The organism is Desulfurellaceae bacterium (assembly GCA_021296095.1).
Lineage (GTDB): Bacteria > Desulfobacterota > Binatia > Bin18 > Bin18 > JAAXHF01.
Window position 1 is genome coordinate 1 of the sequence record JAGWBB010000052.1, and the last position, 20,935, is coordinate 20,935.

A 20,935-nucleotide genomic window follows, 5' to 3' on the forward strand; every position below is an offset into this window, starting at 1 on the left:
GTGCCCATCGTTTACGGCGTGGACTACCAGGGTATCTAATCCTGTTTGCTCCCCACGCTTTCGTGCCTCAGCGTCAGTTATCGTCCAGAGAGTCGCCTTCGCCACCGGTATTCCTCCTGATATCTACGCATTTCACCGCTACACCAGGAATTCCACTCTCCCATCCGATACTCAAGCCTCCCAGTTTCTAGCGCACTTCCAAGGCTGAGCCCTGGGCTTTCACGCCAGACTTAAGAGACCGCCTACGCACCCTTTACGCCCAGTGATTCCGAGCAACGCTTGCACCCTCCGTCTTACCGCGGCTGCTGGCACGGAGTTGGCCGGTGCTTCCTTTGGAGGTACCGTCACTTCCCATGGGTATTCGCCATAGGAGCGTTCTTTCCTCCTGACAGGGCTTTACGACCCGAAAGCCTTCATCACCCACGCGGCGTCGCTGGATCAGGGTTTCCCCCCCTCCCGTAGGAGTCAGGGCCGTGTCTCAGTCCCTGTGTGGCTGGTTATCCTCTCAGACCAGCTACCCGTCTTCGCCTTGGTAGGCTTTTACCCCACCAACAAGCTGATAGGACGCGGGCTCCTCCTCGAACGAGCGCTTCCCGAAGAAAGCTCCCTTTGACCCCTGAAGTTGCCTTCTGTGGTCTTATCCGGTATTAGCCCGGGTTTCCCCGGGTTATCCCCGTCTCAAGGGCAGATTACCCACGTGTTACTCACCCGTTCGCCGCTGTACTCAAGGGCAGAAACCCTCTTTCTCGCTCGACTTGCATGTGTTAAGCACGCCGCCAGCGTTCGCTCTGAGCCAGGATCAAACTCTCCACTTAAGTTGGGGGTCAGGGAGGGCGTACCTTACCCTGACGAGAGGTTTGACTGTGTTCTCTACACTGGCATCTCCTCCCACATTCGTGGGAAGAGGATATCTTACTGTTTAGCTTTCAAAGAGCCTACTACTCTAGGCAGGTGCTCTTGTATAGGGATTTTCGTTCCCTGTGTCAAGAGCGCTTCCCAGAGGTCTGCTTGGGCAGCACCACATAGAGGCATGTATGCACCCCTTCCGCCAAGGACTCTAGCCCCCTTACACGAAGAAGTCAACCGTGAGTCCTGGTTCATCTTCAGGATCCCGCCACCCTCATCAGCTACTTCTGCAATGCTTTCGGGCGGCCACAAACTGGCATAGGGTTCGCAGGGAAAAGAGAGACGCCAAGCTGAGATCTTCTTCGGCCACGGCAATGCCAAAATCCCGCTCAACCGCAGCAATTAGCGTGGCGGCAGATAAGGAGTCGAGTTCTAAGCCGCCACGAAACAGCGGGGTATCAAGGGAGAAACCCTGCTGGCCGCTAATTTCGGCCAGCAGAGAGCGGAGATGCTGTTCAATCGTCTCGCTCGTCTTCATGCCAGCCGCACCGACGCCCAGACTGGATAGTCCGGGATCTGGGCAAGGTCGTGACGAAACGAAACGATTCCGTCTTTGAGGGGATTCGGTCGAAATCCATGCGTCACAAACAGTAGAGACATCGGACGATTATAGGCGGTCTGTTGATATCTCGCCCAGAGTTGCTCTTGCCCCTGCTGTTTGGTGACGGTCATACTATACACCAAAAGCGTCTCTCCCACTCCCCGACCCATCACCCGACACGAGACAAGAAGGGTTTCGATCTCCCACTGATCGGATTCTTGTCCAAGGATCAGCACCCCGACGAGTCCTTGGTCTCCAAAACGGTCCGACAGCTGAGCAACGGTCACCCGATAGGCTCCAGCGTCAATCAGACCATTGAGTGTTTGCCGGCTGTAGGTGGACATCGACGCGTTCAAGCGATGGGTGCGTGCCAACAGCTCGCCAATACGCCCAACGTCCTGCCTGCGGGCAGGACGCAACACAATCTGAATCTGGCACGATTGCAAGAAGTCGAGTCGGCTCCCAGTCCAAGTCTTTTGTGCCGTCTGTCGTTGCAGCTCAGCCTGGTACAGGCGGCGGCGGCTCCGGGATTCTGTAGTTGATTCTTGTACTCTAAAGCCTGGCAGACTAGGCAGCTCAACGGCTTGCCGAGCATCGAAGACCGCTACTGCAGGGAAGCTGTGGGTCACCAAAGCGCGTTGATAGGCCGAGTCATCGATAAAGGCGAGGTGTTCAAGCTGAAGGTTCAGCGTTGCGGCAACCGTCGCAATTTTCTCGGCTTTATCACGCAGCAGATCGATTTGCGGGGCCAGGAAATAGTCCTCAAGACCGAGTGTCCGTAAGGCTGACAGCGCCAGAGCATGGTCGCCCTGACTGGCAATACTGTGGAGAATGCCGCGCCGATCAAGCGCCTCAATTATCGTCCGCACTCCAGGACGGAGGACAGGCACGTCCCCCTCGAGCAGCACTCCAGACCAGAGGGTCTGATCAAGATCCCAGACCACGCATTTGATCTGGTGGGGAGAGGCCTGTGGCAATTCAGCTGGAGGTCTCATCGTCCGTGTCAAAGCGATATTCCATCGTCAGGTGCTTGGGACGAAATTCAAGAGCGGCGTACAACGCCCGCATGGCCAGATTCTTCATATGGACCTTACCCGAAATCCACTCCGCCCCCTGCTGACGACAATAGTCAACGCAGAAGCGCATGAGGCGATAGCCGGTCTCTCCGCCACGCCACTCTGGATGGAAGGCGAAGCTACGAAAGTTGGCGTACTTTTTTCCGGTCAGAAACTGCGTATTCAGCGTCACCCACAGCCAGCCAACCACCTGGCCATCCACCTCGGCCACAAACATACCCTGGGGAGACTGCAAGGCTTTGCGGAGTTTTTTCTCCTGTGTCACGGGCGAGGTGACCGGGTCTTCGGGAAACGAGAGCCGAGCGATGGCAATCTCAAACTCGACCAGGGCCGGCAGATCTTCTTCCCGGGCGACTCGAATGTGCATTATCCATCCTGGCGCGCTGGTTCCTCAGCGACAATCCGACCACTGTAGCGAAAACGCGTGTATTCACACCTTGGGCAGCCCCTCGCCTGCAAATCCTCTACCGTTTGGAACTCGTGTCCGCGTCCCACCAACAGCTCGGTGCGGCACCGTCCGCAGCAATAGCGCCGAACCCGCGGCGTACGCCCGCCAGTATACAGCCCCTGGCCATCCCAGGAGCTGGGATAGAACGGACGCGTTTGACGTGATGTACAGACGTGGAGGAGTTGGCTCGTACCGGCTAGGATTGAGGCGCCCCGGTAATCGTTGAAGCCCGGGATGACTTCCTGCACGACAAGGCCCATCGTGACCACACGGCGGAGTACCTCGAGGAAAGCGTCGGGCGGCTGCATGCCAAAAGAGACAAATCCCTGCTGACCGGGTCCGGTCTTCACGGCACTGATCGCGCGCGAGACAAACAGAGCCAGTCCGTCCGGCGTATACGGCGGATCTGTTTCAAACGTATCGTAATGACCGAGCAGCGGTTCGGGGAGCAGTTGTCGAAGATCGTGCTCAAGGCACTCAATCGCCACATCCTCAGCACGAGCGATATCCTGAATAGAGCGGAGAAACCGCGGATCCTTCTCCACCACCGTCAGTTGCCGACACAAGTGTCGGTGTCCCAGCGTTTTTCCCAACAGGGCAACCGCCACGGAAATCGCGTCGTCATCGCCCAGGAAAATAACCCGTTTTCCTTCCAGCGCTCCAGCGTGATACATATATAGCGCACGGCGCACGGCCGTTTGCGGAGTGCACGGAGTCTGGTCCAAGGTCACATCCGCCTGGGGGAGTTCGGAGCCGTACAGCTCAAGACGGCGCACCAGGGAGGCCAACTCCTCGCCAATCACAATCCCGTGGCCGCGACACGTTGGGCAGCCTGCGTCGTGACGCGTGCGTACCCGCAGCGTCTGCTCAACAAAGTCTCTGCCGTGCGGGGTGAGGACGAGGCCCGCCTGTCGGTCCACGATGTGCGCGCGCTCGAGTTCTCGCCGTATCGCGGCAAGCACCGGCAGGGGAAGACGGGTCTGCCGCGACAGATCCCTCAAGGCGATTCGTTGGGCGCGATAGATCGTCCTCAGGACCAGCGCCACACCGGCCGCACCCTCACGTAAGGCGGTCGCTCGGGCGATATCTTCAAGCAGGTCACTCACGCCACAAATCCTTGGAAAGCCGGACTGTTCGCGTTATGTTGGCAACCGGATTCTACAGCTAGCCCAGAGGCGACACAAGTCTTGCGATTGCCGGATGTTTCTTACCGTGCGCCAAAAACTCTACGACTATGTGGCCGCGCGACCCGGAGGGGTCAGCTCGGCCGAACTCTTGAACCTGCTCTTCACACCCGGAGCGGGCTCGGGCCTCAGGCCCAACCGGAGGCTCGAGTTCGATACCCGTCTTCTGCATACGGCGATCGGTGCCGACCCGCATTTTGTGTATGACGCGGCGAGTGATCTTTGGCACGCCACCATCCATGGCACTCTCCAGCGGTCGATTGCCGATACCGAGTTTGTCGTCCTCGATCTCGAAACGACCGGCTTCAAACCAGGCCCGGCAGCCATCACCGAAATGGCTGCGGTTCGGATCACGCACGGACGGCTGACGGACGAGTTCCACGCCTTGGTCAATCCCGGCCGACGGGTTCCGCCAGCTGTGACCCGGCTGACCGGCATCACCGACCAGATGCTGCATGATCAGCCGCGTATCGACACGGTCTTTCCGAACTTCCAGACCTTTATCGGCTCGGCCCCACTCATCGCTCATCACGCCGATTTCGATCTGGCTTTCCTCAATTATGACGCCCAGCGCCTCATGTCCGGCCCGCTGCTCAACCCCGTTCTGTGCACCCGGCGTTTGGCCAAGCGTCTCTTGCCCGGCCTCCGTTCCCGCACCCTCGATGCGCTGGCCTCCGAGTGTGGCGTGCCAGGTTCTGACCGCCACCGCGCCCTAGGCGACGCACGGATCACCGCAGAGGTGTTTCTGATCCTTCTGGAACAGCTGCCGACGCGTGGCATCACGACCCTCGGCCAGCTACTCGACTTTCAGCATATCGCCCGCGACGGGCGCCGCTTTGAATATCAGCTGCCACGTCCGGCGTTGACTCATATCCCGGACGGACCCGGCGTGTATCGCATGCTGAACCGCGAGGGCCAGCTGCTGTATATCGGGAAGGCAAAAAACCTCAAACGGCGGGTACGTTCGTACTTCACCAACTCCGCCGGCCACAGCGACAAAGTGCTCGACCTCGTGCGCCATGTCCACGACGTCAGCTACGAACAGACGGGCTCAGAGCTTGAGGCTGCGCTCCGCGAGGCAACGCTCATCCGCACCCTCAAGCCGCCCTATAACACCCGCTCAAAACACCTGCCCCGGGTTGCCTTCCTCAAACTGAGTGTGACCAATCCGTTTCCCCGTCTGTCCCTGGCCACCAAGCCGGCCAGCAACCGAGCCCTGTACATCGGCCCCTTTCGGAGCCGGGCGCTTGCCGAACAAGCCCAGGGACTGTTAGCCCGCCTGTTTGGTCTGCGTACCTGCCAGGGGAATTTGACCCCGGATCCGGACTTTTCTCCGTGCGTCAGCGGTCAGATCGGCGCCTGCAGCGCTCCGTGTCATGTGCGGGTATCACGTGCCGCGTATCAAGCACAGGTTGAGGCGTTTCAGCGGTTTCTCGAAGGCAACGATACTGGGCTGCGGGATTCCCTGCTGGCCAAACGCGACGCACTGGCCGCTCGCCTGCGCTTCGAAGGCGCGGCCCGTCTGCAAAAAGACCTCGAGCTGCTTGACCACGTCCTGCACATGCATCGCCGCTTCAACTGGATCATCACCCGCGCCCACGCTCTCCTGCTCCTGCCCAGCCACCAACCCGGAGCCGCCCAAGCCTATCTGGTGCTCAATGGGAGGCTCATCCATGGTAGCCTCGTCCGCTCAGATGACGATATCGTCATCTTTGCCCGTCTGACTCGGGAACGTTTCAGCCAGGACCGTGACCTGCCCTTACGACCGGAAGAAATCGACGCCAGTGTCATCCTTGCAGCCTGGCTCCGAAATCCCGACCGCTGGCAGGGGGCCGTGTTTTCGATTGATTCGCCGACCGCTCTGGACGGCCGTCTGGACGAAATTTGTCTCGCCTTGGGCGACCTCCAGCGCATCGATCCAGCCGTCTGAACAGATGGTCGGCAAGCCAGAGCCCGGACCGCTCTGGCACTTGTCGTCTCGGACCCGAGGTCGTATAGTCTCGGCCATGCCTGGCCTTTCAATGACAGAGAAACTGCGGGCTTTACTTCATCGCCCCCAGCCAAGCCTCGTCCTTGGAGCCCACGATGCGCTGTCGGCCAAGCTGGCCGAGGAAGCCGGGTTTGATGCGATCTGGGCGAGTGGTTTTGGCATTTCTGCGGTCAGCGCCCTGCCCGATGCCAATATCCTGACCATGAGTGAGACGCTCGACGCGGTCCGACGCATGAGCGCGGCGGTCAACATCCCCGTTATTGCCGACTGCGATAACGGCTTTGGCAACGCCATCAACGTCATCCGCACGGTCGCCGAATACGAGCGGGCGGGTATCGCCGGGCTATGCATTGAGGACAATATCTTTCCGAAACGGTGCAGCTTTTACGCCGGGGTTCGACGCGAGCTGGTTCCTGTTGATGAGCACGCCCGGAAGATCCAGGCCGCCAAGGCAGCGCAAGACGATCCCAATTTCGTGGTCATCGCCCGCACCGAGGCCCTGATTGCCGGCTGGGGCAAACACGAAGCGCTCAAGCGTGCCAGGGCTTACGCCGAAGCCGGGGCCGACGCCATTCTGGTCCACTCCAAGGCGGCAAGCTTCGAGGAACTCCAAGACTTCACGGCCGACTGGGACAACGCCTGCCCCCTGGTGTGTGTGCCAACAACCTACGCCGACACCACCGCAGATGAGCTGTCAGCAGCTGGATTCAGGCTGGTCATCTTTGCCAACCAAGTCCTGCGGGCGGCCGTCAGCGCGATGCGCCACGCCCTGGCCACCCTCAAGGCCGAGGAACGGCCGGCTGCGGTGGACGACCAGATTGCCAGTCTGTCCGACATCTACGAGTTGGTCGGCGTTCCCGCTCTGCAGGCCAATGAGCAAAAATTTCTCGTTCCGGGCGGGCACCAAGTCACGGCCATCATTATCGCCGCCGGCTTTGAAGAAAACCTGCTGCCGCTCATTGAAGATCGCCCCAAGGCAATGTTGGAAATCAAGGGCCAGACGATTCTTGAGCGCCAGATCAGCGCTCTGAACGAGTGTGGGGTGAAAGATATCGTCGTGGTGCGTGGCTACCAAAAGGAGCAGATCAATCTGCCCAACATCCGTTACTACGACAACGACGCGTTTCTCGATACCGGAGAGCTGGTCTCGCTGTTTGTGGCCGAAACGGAAATGACGGGACCGTTTCTGTTTCTGTACTCCGATATTATCTTCGACCCGACCATCGTCGAAAAACTGCTCAGGTCACAGGCCGATGTCAGCATTGTGGTTGATCGGGCGTGGAATGATCAGCCCCGCTCAGCCGAGGACCTCCAGGCCAATAAGCCGGACCTCGTCGTCACCCACCAACCGCCCCAGCCCGGCTACCGCTTTCTGCCGGCCACGGAAGGCACGACGCTGGCCCGTATTGGCCGCAACCTGTCGGCCCAAGACGCCGATGGAGAGTTTATTGGCCTGGCCATGTTCTCCGAGACGGGTGCTCGGCTCCTGCGTCAGACCTATCAGACGGCCCGCGAACGGTTTCCTAGCGGCCGCTTTCATGAGGCTGTCTCGATCCAACAGGCCGCTTTTACCGACATGTTGCAGGAACTCATCAGCCACGACCATCAGGTCGCGTGTGTGGATATCTATAAAGGCTGGCTGGAAATTGACACTTTTGAGGATTATCGTCGGGCGTGGGCGAAAATGAAATAATGGCCGAGAAGGATGACGGACGATGGGGCTTGCTCTCGAACAGATTGACCGCCTGGTGCAGGACGAATACGCGTTTTTTGTTCATGAAAAACAGGGCTGGAGTCTGACCCGTGGCCCCCAGGACCTGGAGCTGGTTGCCCATGCGCTACGGGTCATCCTGCACGCCCGCACCAGCCCGGATTTCCTGGCCGACTATCTGGCCCTGACCGGCTGCCAGGCGCAGGACGGAGGCTGGAGTCCGTTTTCGGCTGACTCAGACAGCACGGTGTGGGTCTCAGCCTTTTGCGGACTGATGTTGATCCGAGGCAATCGTTTTTTGCACCAGGATCGGATCAGTCAGGCCGTGTGCAGAGCGATTGACTATTTTCTCGACACCCAGCACGCCGACGGTCGGTGGGTCGATCCCAGCTGGGCCGACCTCGATACTACCAGCCATCCGGTCAGCTTCTTCAACGTGGTCATGGCTCTGGGCGAACCCTATCGGCGGTCCGAAGTCGTGCCAGCGTGGCAAAAGGGGGCCCGGTTCATTCTCGACAATCAAAGCCCGGACGGAGGCTGGTACGACGACGAGTTCCATCCCTCGGGCGTGGAGATCACCGCCCACCTGATTCAAGATGCCCTGATTGCCGACTTGGCCATGGACAGCCAACTCAGCGGTCTACGCGAGTCGTGCACCAAAGGAGCACAAAAGCTGTATGAGTGGCAGGCTGCCGACGGCTCCTGGGACGGCGAAAACGTCGATCACACCATGGACTGTACGCGGTCTCTCATGGTGGTGACCCGTTTGCTGGGGGATGCCCACGGACAGGAGACCATTGAACGCGGTCTAGCCTGGATTCTGACCAATAAGAATCCCAGCGGTTGGGGCGACTTCCCCGAGCTGGAGACCAACCTGGAGCGCACCTGCGACGGGATTGACACCCTGTTGAAATACAAAGCCTACCGCAGTCCAGACCACCAGGCGGTGGTTCGGCTGTGGGGCTACATCCCCTAGATCTCCGAGCGGCATCCGCCGCCGGCCTCCACGTTTGACGTTTCCGATTCATGCCTCCAGACTCTGCCGCCGAATGGCTCGAAGCCTGTCCCACCGCAGACCTGCCACCCGGAGCACGCAGGCTGGTCAAGGTGAAGAGCATAGAGATCGCCCTGTTCAACCTGAACGGTACGGTGTATGCCATCAACAATCGGTGTCCCCACCGCAGAGGGCCGCTTATCCGAGGCTTTGTCGACGACAGAGGCGGCATCAAATGCCCGATGCACGGCTGGCGATTCGCGTTACGCGACGGCACCAGCCCACGCCCGGCTCGGGCAACGGTATATCCGGTCAAAGCTGAAAACGGGAGCCTCTACCTGCGGTTCTCGCCTCCTGAGCAGGACACAGAGCGGGGACGGGAATAAAGTCTGGGATGTCCGAATTGTATTGAGAGAGCAGGCTCTTTCCAGGAGAAACCGCGCGTGCCGAGAAAAGCCTCATTCGAGAAGGAGGCCATTCCCCATTTTAACACCCTCATGCGTACCGCCCTGCGCCTGAGCGGTGACCGGGCACGCGCGGAAGACGCGGTTCAAGAAACCTATCTGCGCGCTTGGCGTTCGTTCCAGACCTATACACCGGACACAAACTGTCGGGCTTGGTTGTTTAAGATTCTCCTGAACGTCTTAAAGAAGACGGCCGGGAAAAAGCGGCGCGACCCTTTGCTTGGCGCCGAAGACATCGAAACATCCTCAAAAGTCGTCAGCCTGTTTCCCGCAAGCGGGGAAGAAAGGGGGGAGGGCCAGGATATTCTTGCTGCGGTCAACCAGTTGCCTCCCCAGTTTCGACAGGTGTTATGGCTCGTTGTGGTCGAAGGATTTGCCTATAAAGAAACCGCCCAGATGCTCGATATCCCGATAGGAACGGTGATGTCACGGCTTTACCGTGCCAGGCGTGATCTGCGTCGTCTCTTGGCCGAGCCCGGGCTGCCGCACGAAGAAGGGACCTCAGGCCATGGACTGTAAAGACGTACACAAACTCCTGAGCCCCTTTCTTGATAACGAACTCAGCGCCCGTGACACCTTTCCTGTGGCTGAGCACCTCGACGTCTGCCCGGAGTGTCAGCAAGAGCTGACCGCCATGCAGCAGCTCGACAAACATCTGAAGGAAGCCGGACACAGGCCGGTCGGCGGGACTGACGAGCTGCGCGCCTCGGTTATGGCGCTGTGTTCGCCGCAGACCTGGGACCGGCGCTGGCGTAGCCTTGGCGTGGCCGCCGCCGCCATACTCTTCCTGGTCATCGGCCAGCAGCTTTTCTCAGCTCCCTACGATCCAGAAGCCCGGGCGTTCAGCGGCGCGCTGACACACGAAATCTGGCTGAATGATAACAGCACTTTTTCCCTGCCCTGGCTTGACCCGGACAGCCTCGAGGAGGTACTTCGTCAAGAAGGCTTGACCGAGATTCCCAACCTCAGCCCGGTCGGCTTCCACCTTGTCCGCGCCCGGGTCAGCCGGCCGCTCAGACAAGTCTTTGTTCAACTCGTGTATCGACGGCGCAGCGAGGAGCTATCGATCTTTGTCTCGCGGCGTTGGAAACGGTCCTTATCGGGCATCAGTCACCGCGACGGGTTTACGATTGTCCCCCTCGGCATTCGTGCCGTCTTTCTGGTCAGCAAAGATCGTCCGCCCAATTTTCCGGACATTCATCAGCTGGCCGAGGAAGAAATCAACGCCCTGTCGACCTGAGCCGCCCGGGCAGGGGCCAGCCTCTCCGTTCCTGCCTGTCCCTCCCCTCTTACCCCCTCTTTCCCAGCTCCTGCATCACCACCTCGCACCCCGTCAGGTCCAGACTGATCCTGAGCTGCTCAACCCCTCCTCGCGCCGAGCACGGTCGTAAGCTTGTGAAGAAAAATCTGGACCTCGGCCGTATCCTTGAGCCGATAGCCAGCCGCCGTCACCCGTGGCTCTTCCGCCACCAGAACCCCAAGGCCGCGTCCAGCCACAGCGCCAAACGCGTCCTCATCCGTCACATCGTCGCCGAGGTACACCGGCAAGGCATCGCTCCCGGCCAAGCCCAGCGCTTCCAGCAGCCACACCACAGCCTTGCCCTTATGCCACTCACTGGCCGGCCGCAGCTCAAAGACCTTTTTGCCTAAGCCCTTGCGCAGATCTGGACAGCCTCGCAACACGGCATCAACGATCAGCTCCAGGCGTCCCGCGTGCTGGGGCCGCACCTCACGAAAGTGGACGGCAATGGCAAACTTTTTGCGCTCAACGCGCCCCCCATCGATCCCTGACAGCGCCTCCAGCAGCTCCTGCTCAGCCCGGTCCAGGCTGGCCACAAAACTGTGCCCGTGTTCGTATTGCAGGCCCCTCCCGGCAATATCGAAGCCATGGCTGCCGGCATAAATCAGCCCCTCAATCCCCACCAGATCTCGCACGTCGCTCCGGTCCCGACCGCTGACGATGGCAACCGGACAGCGGGCGGCAAGCGTCCGAAGCGTCCGGCGCATCGTCTCCGACAGCACCGCCAGCTCCGGCCGGGCAACAATGGGCGTCAAGGTTCCGTCATAATCCAGAAAAACGGCCGGTCGCTTCTCGCGCAGCCGGGGCAGCAGCTCTTCCCAGCGGTCTAAGGCCGACGCCAGCTCAGGCATGGGCAGCTTCCTCCAGCGCTTACCGATACCACCTTGCCCCATGTCTGCAAGCCGCGGGAGAGCAAGCACTCCTCGGCAAAAACCCCTTGCCTTAGCAAGCGTGTTTGCTAGTCTAAGGCCGCTTTGGGGCGGAGGGGGAGTCGTGTTAAGGGGGACGCATGTCGCAATACGTCGAGGGACCTGATGCCGAACAGGTCATCGAGCACCAATCCCAACTCATCGATTACTTCTATCAGGCCGGGAAGCCACGCCAGGAGTGGCGGATTGGGACGGAATACGAAATGGTCGGCGTCTCGCGCCGCAGTGGTCGCGCCGCCCGCTACTCGACAAACCGGGGTATTGAGCGTCTGCTGTTCCGCCTGGCCGACTCGCTGGGCTGGGAGCCGCAAGAGGAAGAGGGTCATGTGATCGCTCTGCGTGGCGAACGAGCCAATATCACCCTCGAGCCGGGGGCTCAGGTCGAACTGTCGGGTGAACAGTGCAAAACCATCCACTGCACCCGCGCCGAGCTGGATAAGCACTTCACCCATCTCCTGGCGGCCGGGGATGCCCTTGAACTCGACTTTTTGAATCTCGGCATGCAGCCGGTCAGCCCCCTCGACGATATCCAGTGGATTCCTAAAACACGCTATCACTTCATGGCCCCGTATATGGAGCAGGTCGGCAGGCTGGGCCACCGCATGATGAAACAAACGGCCTCGGTCCAGGTCAATTTCGATTTCAGCGATGAAACCGACGCCATGACCAAGTTCAAGGTCGGCATGGGCCTCGTTCCGATTCTGACCGCCATGTTTGCCAACTCGCCCTTCTCGGACGGCAAACTGAACGGTTATATGAGCATGCGCAGCCATGTGTGGACCGAAACCGACCCGCGGCGGTGTGGTCTGCTGCCGTTTGCCTTCTCCGACCAGGCCAGCTTCGAGGACTACACCGAGTATGCCCTGAACGTCCCGATGTATTTTATTGTTCGGCGGGGTCAATGGATCGACATGACCGGCATCCCGTTTCGGCACTATCTCGAGCAGGGCCACGACGGACACCGGGCCACCCTGGAGGATTGGAACCAGCACCTGACCACGCTCTTCCCCGAGGTTCGCATCAAGCGCTACCTCGAGCTGCGCTGTTTTGATAGCCAGCCGCATGAACTGATGCTGGCCGTCCCGGCCTTGTGCAAAGGCATTTTCTACGACAACGATCCGTTGTGGGCGGCCTGGGATCTGGTCAAAAAGTGGAGCTGGGAGGAACGGCTGGCGGCCTATAAAGCGGCCCACCGAGAAGCCCTCGGCGTGCGGGTCCAAGGCATCCGCCTGCACGACTATGCCAGGGAATTGGTCTCCATTGCCTGGCAAGGCTTGGAACGTCAGAACGAAGTCAATGAAGACGGAGAAAACGAGACGCTCTACCTCGAACGCCTGCGGGAAGAAATCGCCCGCGGCCAGTGCCCAGCCTATACCCTGGTCGAACAGTGGATGGGCGAGTGGAATTACGACGTGGGGCGGCTGATTGCGGGCACCGCCTACCGGCTGCCCGAAGACGCCTGAGCCCGGCGACCTCTCTCCGTCGTCTTAAGCCCGCGTCGATCACGAGTCTGACTGCACCTGCCACGATTGCCGGGCCGGGCCCGCATCGTGCCGTTCACGAAGGACCCGTCTGACCGGTCAGGTCCAGCCTGGCGACCTGTCCAATCCGGGAGCGCGCCACTGATCGCGTTGCGCAGCGCAGGGAGCGGATGCTCGGCATTCAGCCTTCCGGTATCGTAATCGGGCACCAGAAGCGGCACTTCCTCGCCAACCGTCACCATGCGGTTTCCGAGCCGCCCCAACCCAGGTCGAGAGAGCGAGGGCGTCTTCTCTGCCCCACACTTTACTCACACCCCGCCGGACGATGACCCCAGTTGATGGGTTTCTTGCCCAGCTGTTGGCCGCTGAAGGACGAGGCGTCGACGTGCCTGTCCGGATAGTGCAGAACACTACAAAATGGGGCCTCGAACACCGTCCCGCCCTCAGGGGTCCCGTCGGCTTCCAAACCAACCACGCTCTGGGAGAGCATCACGTGGCGCTGGTGCTCCGCACTCCACTTGAAGGTGAGCCCGATCACACTCTTGGCGACCCCCTCATCGGTATAATACACCGCCCATAACGGCTCGAATGTGGCCGTGTCGAGCCACAAGGCCACATACCCTGAGCCCGCGCGCCTGTGAGCGCGTGTTCCCACGACCAGGAAAGCCGGGCGCAGCATCCACTCGTCATCCGGAAACCAGCCGTTCCCCGACAAATACTGGGGAAAGCTGTGCCGACTGTCGAACACCGTCAGCACTGGGCTCTCACCCAGCATCACCCAGTCATAAAAATAGTACTGCCCCTCCCAGCCAAACGCATACTCGGGGGTAAGATAAGTCCCCGCCATTCTCTCTCCACGGGCACTCGATCCCTCGCGTGACCGTCGGGCCTCGACCTGATAATTATAAAATTTCTCGGCTGTGGCCTGCTGCCACGGCAACCACGCCATCATTTGGTTCCCCTTGAGCTCGTCCGGGGAGAGCATATGTGCGTGGAGGCCGAAGCCCTGCGGGCCGAAGCCATACCGTCCATTGATGACCAGAGGCCGATGGGGATTCGGGCCGGAGCCACGCAGGTCGTGCGCGATATACTCAAAGCTCCCGCCCCGATTCCGACATAACAGGTTCCAGACGGCTTTGAGCCCGGCGCGGTCGGCGCTGGGCGAGAGGCCGGGAAAAGGCAGCTCACGCCCACACCGCGTCGTATCATCAAGGTCCCCGTTCGCGGCCAGCTGATGGACGCGGTCGGAGACCGGAACATCATAGACACGGGCAGCGACCACATCGAGCGCTGGGGCCGTGCCATTGGTCGCTTCGGCGGCGAGGAGCTGGGGAGCATAGGGGGGAGGACGCCGACCAGTTGGTCAGCCGGCGAGGAGCCCAGCGGCGGCGGTGGCGTGGGGGTCTGCGTCAACCATGTCTTGAGTTCCACCGGCACCTCTTGGAGACGCCCGTCTTGAGCAAGGGGTTCTTGGGCAAAACTGACGCCTCCACCTCCGACCCACATCCCAAGTCCAACATAGCAACTCACTAGGAATCGAATACCTCGATGCATCATCGACCACCTCTCCGCTCTGCGGGTAGTGCGGGACAACGCGTCCCGGTTTGTGTCACGTGCCCGTCCGACTCTCTTCTGAACGGGCCCGCCCTGTTTCTGACAGGCCGGTTAGATATGCAACCTCAGTCACCGCGTCAAGCCAGGTTCGCCCTCTCGCTCACATTTCTGTTGGAGAAGAAAACCGTCCAGTCCGTCACAATGTCCTCTCCTCCGGCGCCACGTGCTTGTGTTCCCCCCCCTGGTATTTCGTGCTATGAAGCCGGGCATACGCATGGGCACCAAAAAGGAGACAGCATGGAACTCAGCAAAGACCAGCTGGTGTGGATGTACGAGCGCATGCAGCTCATTCGGACATTTGAAAACCGGGTGAAGCTCGAGTTCGGCAAGGGCAAGATTCCCGGCTTCGTCCACCTGTATGCCGGCGAAGAAGCCGTTGCGGTTGGGATATGCGCCAACCTGACTGACCGCGACTACATGACCTCGACCCACCGCGGCCACGGCCATTGTCTGGCCAAGGGTGTTGACCCGCGCGGCATGATGGCCGAACTGTTTGGCAAAGCCACCGGCACCTGCAAGGGCAAGGGCGGCTCAATGCATATCGCGGATATGGACAAGGGCATGCTGGGCGCCAACGGCATTGTTGGCGGCGGTCCGCCGCTGGCCTGCGGCTCGGGTCTGACCGCCAAGACCAACAAGACCGACCAGGTCACGATTTGCTTTTTTGGCGATGGCGCGTCCGAGCAGGGCACCCTGCACGAGAGCCTCAACCTGGCCGCCATCTGGAATCTGCCGGTCATCTTCGTGGCCGAAAACAACGGCTATGCCGAGTCCACGCCCGCCCACTACCACTGTAGCGTGGAGAACATCGCCGACCGCGCGGCAGCCTATAACATGCCCGGCATCAGTATCGATGGCAACGATATCTTCGCCGTCCACGAAGCCACCGCCCAGGCCGTGGCGCGGGCTCGTTCGGGCCAGGGGCCAACCTTGCTGGAGTGCAAGACCTACCGTTTCTACGGCCATTACGAAGGCGACCAGCAAACCTATAAAATTCCTGGGGAAAACGAAAAATATCAGGCCGAGAAGGATCCGATCAGCCTCTTCAAGGACAGCGTCGTGTCCCGCCAACTCGCCACCCAAGACGAACTCACGGCCATCGAAGAGCGCATCGAAGCCCAAATCGAAGCTGCGGTCCAGTTTGCCGACGATAGTCCATTCCCGGATGTCGCCGAAACCTTTACCGACGTGTACGTCAATTACTAAAAGACGCCCTGCGGTTCGGCTGCCGACCGCAGCGGGCGTTCTTGCCGGAGGGGACAATCATGGCCGAAAGACAGCTCAATTTTAATCAGGCGCTCAACGAGGCAATGCGCCAGGAGATGCAACGCGACCCCAAAGTCATCCTGATAGGTGAAGACGTCGCCGGCGGGGCGGACGTTGAGCACCTGGAGGGCGAGGACGCCTGGGGCGGGGTGCTGGGCGTGACCAAAGGACTCGTCCAGGAGTTTGGCCGCGACCGTATTCTCGATACCCCGATCAGCGAGTCGGGCTTCATCGGCGCCGCGGTTGGCGCCGCGGCCACCGGGCTGCGGCCCATCGCCGAGATGATGTTTGTCGGTTTCATGGGCGTGTGCTTCGATCAGATTCTGAACCAGGGCGCCAAACTGCGCTATATGTTTGGCGGCAAGGCTGAGGTGCCCCTGGTCATCCGCACCATCTGCGGCGGCGGCTTTCGGGCTGCGGCCCAACACTCCCAGGTCCTGTATTCCCTGTTCACCCATATTCCGGGGGTGAAAACCGTGGTGCCGGCCACGCCGTACGACGCCAAGGGCCTGCTCATCTCGTCGATTCGGGACAACGATCTGGTCATCTTTTTTGAAGACATCACCCTGGGCGCCCTCAAGGGCCCGGTCCCCGAAGATCCGTACACCATTCCTTTGGGCCAGGCCGAGGTGAAACGCGAGGGCGCCGACGTGACCATCGTGGCGATCGGCAAGATGGTCCACCACGCCCTACAGGCGGCCGAGGAACTGCAAAAACAGGGCCGCAGTGCCGAGGTCATTGACCCGCACACCCTGTCGCCATTTGACGAACAGACAGTGCTGGACTCGGTCGAAAAGACGGGCCGCCTGGTCGTGGTTGACGAATCCCACCCGCGCTGCAACGTGGCCCGGGATATTGCGGCCGTTGTCGCCGATAAGGGCTTTGATTTCCTCAACGCGCCGATTAAGACCGTCAGCGCGCCACATACGCCGGTGCCGTTCAGCCCGACCCTGGAAGACCACTATTTGCCGAACGCGGCCAAGGTCACCGAAACTGCCTTGGCCCTGTTCTAGACATCCGAGTCTCAGCCTGCACCTATGAGTTCCGTCGGCATCATCGCAAATCCACGCGCGGGCAAAGACATCCGGCGTCTGGTCGCCCACGGCTCGGTCCTCGACACCCAGGAAAAGGTCTACATCGTGCGCCGGGCCATTCTGGGTTTGGAAGGCGCCGGGGTCGACGAGATCGTCTTCTTCCCCGATCCGGCCTTGATCGGGCCGAAGGCTCTGTCGGGTATTGAGGGCAACCGAAAGGCGCGCATCCGCATGCTGGAAATGTCGGTCTACGACGAAGCGGCCGACTCGACGCGGGCGGCCGCCCTGATGCGCGACCAGGGCGTGGCGTGTGTCATCGTGCTGGGCGGAGACGGCACCAACCGGGTGGTCACCAAGGGCTGTGACTCCATGCCCCTGGTGCCCCTGTCGACCGGCACCAACAACGCGTTTCCGCGCTTTATCGAATCGACCCTGGCCGGCATGGCGGCCGGCTATTACGCGGCCCGAGGGCTGTCGGCGGACGCCTTCTCATTTCCGACAAAACGCCTGAACCTGCACCGCAACGGCAGCTTTGAGGACGTGGCGCTGATTGATGTCGCGGTCTGTGACTATCAGTTTGTGGGTGCGCGGGCGCTGTGGGAAGTCAGCCGTCTCAAACAGCTCTTCCTGACTCAGGGCCAGCCAACCAACATCGGCATGGCCTCAATTGGCGGGATGCTCGACCCCGTTCGGCCCGATGAATCCGGGGGGCTGTGCCTGCAACTTGGCGACGGTGGCCGGGCTGTCACCGCAGCCATCGCGCCGGGGCTGGTCACTGCGGTTGGCGTCCAGAGCCACACCCGGCTGCAGATCGGCGACCGGGCCCCGGTCACCTTCAAGCCATCCATCCTGGCTCTGGACGGAGAGCGCGAGATTCCGGTCGGCGCCGACGAGGCGTGGGAGGTCGAGTTGAGCTGGGACGGCCCGCGCGTGCTGGATATCGCCAGGATCATGGATGCGGTGCGAGAGGGCTGAGGGGCGACCATGAAGGTCATGATCTGCACCACCCATTTTCCACACTGTGCAGAAGTCCTGCGCCAACACCTGCCGGACGATACGATCATCGCCTGTCCGGCCGAGCAGGTTGTTGCCAGGGCGGCCGAGGCCGACGTATTGGTTCCGGCCATGTATCGGGTCGATGCCAGGGTGATTGACACCACCTCGGCGACACTGATCAACCAGTTTGGCGTTGGCATCGAGGGGGTGGATATCCCCGCCGCAACCCGGCGCGGCATCTACGTCGCCAATGTTCCGGGCCATGAGGGCGCGGGCAACGCCGCGTCGGTATCCGAGCACGCCATTTTTCTGATGCTCGGCTTGGCCCGTCGCTATACCGAAGCCCAGGCCAGCGTCCGTAAGCGCGTCCTGGGCGCCCCGCTCGGTACGGCGCTGATGGGCAAGACGGTCGCCATTCTTGGTGTCGGCAGCATCGGCCGCCAGCTCGCGCTGCGTCTCAAACCCTTTCAGGTCCGCCTGCTGGGCATCAAACAACACCCGTCCGAAGCCCTCAAACGCGAACTGGGACTCGATTTTCTCGGCACCCAGCAGGATTTGACCCAGGTTCTGGCCCAGGCCGACTTTGTGGTCTTGGCCCTACCGGTGACGCCCGCGACGCGGGCGATGCTGAACGCCGCAGCCTTCGCCGCAATGAAAGACACGGCCTTTGTCATCAATGTCGCCCGCGGCCCGGTCATTGACCATGACGCCCTGGTCGAGGCCCTGGCCCAGGGACAGATCGCCGGAGCCGGGCTCGACGTGTTTTGGGACGAACCAACCGACCCCAACGACCCGCTGTTCCAGTATAACGTCATTGCCACGCCCCACACCGCAGGCGTCACAGACCTGTCGTACAACGACATCGCGCGTGGCCTGGCCGCAAACGTGAACCGTATCCGGGCCGGTCAGCCACCGATCAACTGCGTCAACCGGGAAGCGGTGCAGGCCAAGCAGGGTTGATGTCTACACCGCCTCGGGGGATGAGGGCCGCGGTATGCGACATCTCCGGACGCTGAGCATCTGTGCCGTGCTCCTGACGCTGTGCGCCTGCCAGTCCCCTCCACCGCTCCCGCCGACCCGTTCTCCAAGTCCGCTCGACCTCTCACAGGTCGGGAGCATCTTTGGCCAGGTCCGTTTTGAGGGGCCCGTTCCAGCCCCCACCACGCTGCAACTTGGCGGCTGGTCGGCGTGCCGCGTCCAGCATCCGGACGGACTGCCAGCCGCGGCCGACCTCCTGGTCCGGGACGGCAAACTACAGAACGCCCTCGTGTCTATCACCCGTGGCTTGGGCGAGCGCGTCTTTGCCGTCCCCCAGGAACCGGTCCACAGCGATCAGCGGGGGTGCGTGTTCATCCCCCGGATTCTGACCGTCCGGGTTGACCAGCCGCTGCGGTTCGTCAACAGCGACCCCATCGCCCATAATGTCCACGGCTGGCCACAGCGAGCACAAGCGTGGAACCTGAGCCTCGGCGTCATGGGAGCCTCGCAAACGATTCGGATCCACACACCGGAAAACATCATTCCCGTCACCTGTGATATTCACGGCTGGATGCGCGCCTATGTAGCCGTTTTTGACCACCCGTATTTTGCCCTGACCGATGCCGAGGGCAAATTCTTCCTGTCCAAGGTTCCGCCGGGTGCTTACGTGCTGGAAGCCTGGCACGAACGCCTGGGCGTGCAGCGCACCCGGATCGAATTGGGACCGCAGGAACAGCGTGCGCTTGTTTTTACCTTTCGCCACACGACTGAAACTAAGCCATGAAATATATGTGGATAGGCTTGGGCGGCTTTCTGGGGGCGAATGCCCGGGCCTTGCTGGCCGACTGGGCAGCTCAGCGTTTGGGCCTGGCATTTCCTTACGGCACCTTCATTGCCAATATCAGCGGCAGTTTTCTGCTCGGGGTGCTCATGGTCGTCCTCAGCCACTACGCCCTACTGGACTCTCCCTACCGCCTGTTTTTTGCGGTCGGCTTTCTGGGAGCCTACACGACCTTCTCCACCTACACCTATGAAGCCTTCGGGCTTTTACAGGCCGGACAGGTCGGCCTCGCCTGCCTCACCCTCTTTGGCAGTGTGGTCCTCGGTCTGCTGGGCGTGGGTCTGGGCATCATCCTGGGCAGGGCTCTGCTCGGCTCAGCCTGAACCTATCGGCCCGGCACAATCCTTCTTCGCTCTTGGCTCTTGCACGAAAAGACCGCGCCCAGTATAGGACAAGAGGTCGCTCCCGACACACCGCAAGCGGTCGAAGTGCCACACCGGATACGCTCAGTCGGCAGCCTGATCGGCCGGTCGCTCGTCGTCAGTTGCCTGAGCCTCGTTGTGTCTCAGTGCCTGGCCAAACCGCGTCCTCCGGCTCCGGCCGAGCCCGCGCCCGTCCTGGCTCAGCCGGCCACCGAATCTCCCCAGGAAACCCTGCACCGTTTTAACGCGTTTCTTGACCGTGCCTGATCGCTCCCCTCTACGATGCCAGTCTACCAGTTGAGCCAAGCGCTGGTCTTCCCCGACCCTGAATGGGCCAACCCAGAGGGCGTTTTGGCCGTCGGTGGAGACCTCCGGGTCGAGCGTCTGCTGCTCGCCTACCACCAGGGCATTTTCCCCTGGTACGAAGAAGGCTCTCCGACCGCCGAGCCGGTGTGTTTTACACCCGGAAGAATTTCACGCCTCGCGCAGCCTCAAGCGGCTGGTCAGACAGGAACGCTTTACCATCAGCCTGGACCGGGCGTTCGGTCCGGTCATTCGGGCGTGTGCCGAGACACGCCTGGCCAAGGGCCAGGGCACCTGGATCACCCGCGATATGGTTGAGGCCTACTGCGACCTGCATGAGGCCGGATTTGCCCACTCGGTTGAGGCCTGGGACGGGCAGCGCCTGGCCGGCGGCATGTATGGGGTGAGTCTGGGCAGCGCCTTTTTCGGTGAATCCATGTTCAGCCGCGTCTCCAACGCCTCCAAAGTCGCGTTTTTCAGCCTCGCTCGACAGCTTGAGGAATGGGGCTTCAGCCTG

Annotated in this window: 21 protein-coding genes and 1 rRNA gene; 15 read left to right on the forward strand and 7 right to left on the reverse strand. The window is 61.1% G+C overall.

Annotated features, from left to right (window positions below; genetic code table 11):
• From J4F42_13415 to J4F42_13435, 5 genes are all read right to left on the reverse strand, one after another.
• Positions 1-815 (reverse strand): 16S ribosomal RNA (locus J4F42_13415); the annotation flags it as partial.
• A 308-nt stretch (positions 816-1,123) separates the two neighbouring features.
• Positions 1,124-1,384, reverse strand: a complete 261-nt coding sequence (locus J4F42_13420) for an acyl carrier protein (GenBank protein ID MCE2486509.1) — start codon at positions 1,382-1,384, stop codon at positions 1,124-1,126.
• Positions 1,381-2,391, reverse strand: coding sequence for a hypothetical protein (locus J4F42_13425; GenBank protein MCE2486510.1), 1,011 nt, complete (start codon positions 2,389-2,391; stop codon positions 1,381-1,383). The genes J4F42_13420 and J4F42_13425 overlap by 4 nt, the downstream gene beginning before the upstream one ends.
• Before the next feature lie 34 nt (positions 2,392-2,425).
• Positions 2,426-2,890, reverse strand: a complete 465-nt coding sequence (locus J4F42_13430; GenBank protein MCE2486511.1) for a GNAT family N-acetyltransferase — start codon at positions 2,888-2,890, stop codon at positions 2,426-2,428.
• A complete protein-coding gene (locus tag J4F42_13435; GenBank protein ID MCE2486512.1) occupies positions 2,890-4,077 on the reverse strand; it encodes a bis-aminopropyl spermidine synthase family protein in 1,188 nt (395 codons plus the stop codon). Before J4F42_13435 ends, J4F42_13430 begins: the two co-directional genes overlap by 1 nt.
• Positions 4,078-4,183: 106 nt before the next feature.
• Here J4F42_13435 and J4F42_13440 point away from each other — a divergent pair, with 106 nt between their 5' ends.
• The 6 genes from J4F42_13440 to J4F42_13465 all read left to right on the forward strand — a co-directional run bounded on the left by J4F42_13440 (position 4,184) and on the right by J4F42_13465 (position 10,554).
• A complete protein-coding gene (locus J4F42_13440; protein MCE2486513.1) occupies positions 4,184-6,085 on the forward strand; it encodes a GIY-YIG nuclease family protein in 1,902 nt (633 codons plus the stop codon).
• 91 nt (positions 6,086-6,176) lie between these two features.
• Positions 6,177-7,838 (forward strand): isocitrate lyase/phosphoenolpyruvate mutase family protein, encoded by a 1,662-nt coding sequence (locus J4F42_13445; GenBank protein ID MCE2486514.1) that lies wholly within the window; start codon positions 6,177-6,179, stop codon positions 7,836-7,838.
• A 22-nt stretch (positions 7,839-7,860) separates the two neighbouring features.
• Positions 7,861-8,832, forward strand: coding sequence for a terpene cyclase/mutase family protein (locus tag J4F42_13450; GenBank protein ID MCE2486515.1), 972 nt, complete (start codon positions 7,861-7,863; stop codon positions 8,830-8,832).
• Positions 8,833-8,882: 50 nt separating this feature from the next.
• On the forward strand, positions 8,883-9,236 hold the full coding sequence (locus J4F42_13455; GenBank protein MCE2486516.1) for a Rieske (2Fe-2S) protein: 354 nt from the start codon (positions 8,883-8,885) through the stop codon (positions 9,234-9,236).
• Between the two features lie 57 nt (positions 9,237-9,293).
• Entirely contained in the window at positions 9,294-9,833 is a 540-nt protein-coding gene (locus J4F42_13460) for a sigma-70 family RNA polymerase sigma factor (GenBank protein ID MCE2486517.1), read from the forward strand.
• On the forward strand, positions 9,823-10,554 hold the full coding sequence (locus tag J4F42_13465) for a zf-HC2 domain-containing protein (protein MCE2486518.1): 732 nt from the start codon (positions 9,823-9,825) through the stop codon (positions 10,552-10,554). Before J4F42_13460 ends, J4F42_13465 begins: the two co-directional genes overlap by 11 nt.
• Before the next feature lie 119 nt (positions 10,555-10,673).
• Here J4F42_13465 and otsB read toward each other — a convergent pair whose 3' ends face one another.
• Positions 10,674-11,465, reverse strand: a complete 792-nt coding sequence (gene otsB, locus J4F42_13470; GenBank protein ID MCE2486519.1) for a trehalose-phosphatase — start codon at positions 11,463-11,465, stop codon at positions 10,674-10,676.
• Between the two features lie 158 nt (positions 11,466-11,623).
• Here otsB and J4F42_13475 point away from each other — a divergent pair, with 158 nt between their 5' ends.
• The gene (locus J4F42_13475) at positions 11,624-13,006 is read left to right on the forward strand and encodes a hypothetical protein (GenBank protein MCE2486520.1); all 1,383 of its coding nucleotides are present in this window, start codon (positions 11,624-11,626) and stop codon (positions 13,004-13,006) included.
• A gap of 322 nt (positions 13,007-13,328) precedes the next feature.
• Here J4F42_13475 and J4F42_13480 read toward each other — a convergent pair whose 3' ends face one another.
• Complete coding sequence (locus J4F42_13480) at positions 13,329-13,976, reverse strand: hypothetical protein (protein ID MCE2486521.1); 648 nt, start codon at positions 13,974-13,976, stop codon at positions 13,329-13,331.
• 899 nt (positions 13,977-14,875) lie between these two features.
• Between J4F42_13480 and J4F42_13485 the strand changes: the two genes are divergently transcribed.
• From J4F42_13485 to aat, 8 genes are all read left to right on the forward strand, one after another.
• The gene (locus J4F42_13485) at positions 14,876-15,844 is read left to right on the forward strand and encodes a thiamine pyrophosphate-dependent dehydrogenase E1 component subunit alpha (protein ID MCE2486522.1); all 969 of its coding nucleotides are present in this window, start codon (positions 14,876-14,878) and stop codon (positions 15,842-15,844) included.
• Between the two features lie 59 nt (positions 15,845-15,903).
• Entirely contained in the window at positions 15,904-16,917 is a 1,014-nt protein-coding gene (locus tag J4F42_13490) for an alpha-ketoacid dehydrogenase subunit beta (protein ID MCE2486523.1), read from the forward strand.
• Between the two features lie 24 nt (positions 16,918-16,941).
• Positions 16,942-17,913 (forward strand): NAD(+)/NADH kinase, encoded by a 972-nt coding sequence (locus J4F42_13495; protein MCE2486524.1) that lies wholly within the window; start codon positions 16,942-16,944, stop codon positions 17,911-17,913.
• A gap of 9 nt (positions 17,914-17,922) precedes the next feature.
• Positions 17,923-18,894: a 2-hydroxyacid dehydrogenase gene (locus tag J4F42_13500; GenBank protein MCE2486525.1), complete on the forward strand. Its 972-nt coding sequence runs from the start codon at positions 17,923-17,925 to the stop codon at positions 18,892-18,894.
• A 34-nt stretch (positions 18,895-18,928) separates the two neighbouring features.
• Positions 18,929-19,696 (forward strand): hypothetical protein, encoded by a 768-nt coding sequence (locus J4F42_13505; protein MCE2486526.1) that lies wholly within the window; start codon positions 18,929-18,931, stop codon positions 19,694-19,696.
• The gene (gene crcB, locus J4F42_13510; GenBank protein ID MCE2486527.1) at positions 19,693-20,076 is read left to right on the forward strand and encodes a fluoride efflux transporter CrcB; all 384 of its coding nucleotides are present in this window, start codon (positions 19,693-19,695) and stop codon (positions 20,074-20,076) included. The genes J4F42_13505 and crcB overlap by 4 nt, the downstream gene beginning before the upstream one ends.
• Before the next feature lie 105 nt (positions 20,077-20,181).
• Complete coding sequence (locus J4F42_13515; GenBank protein ID MCE2486528.1) at positions 20,182-20,382, forward strand: hypothetical protein; 201 nt, start codon at positions 20,182-20,184, stop codon at positions 20,380-20,382.
• A gap of 94 nt (positions 20,383-20,476) precedes the next feature.
• On the forward strand, positions 20,477-20,935 hold a 459-nt coding region (aat, locus tag J4F42_13520), incomplete at its 3' end, for a leucyl/phenylalanyl-tRNA--protein transferase (protein ID MCE2486529.1).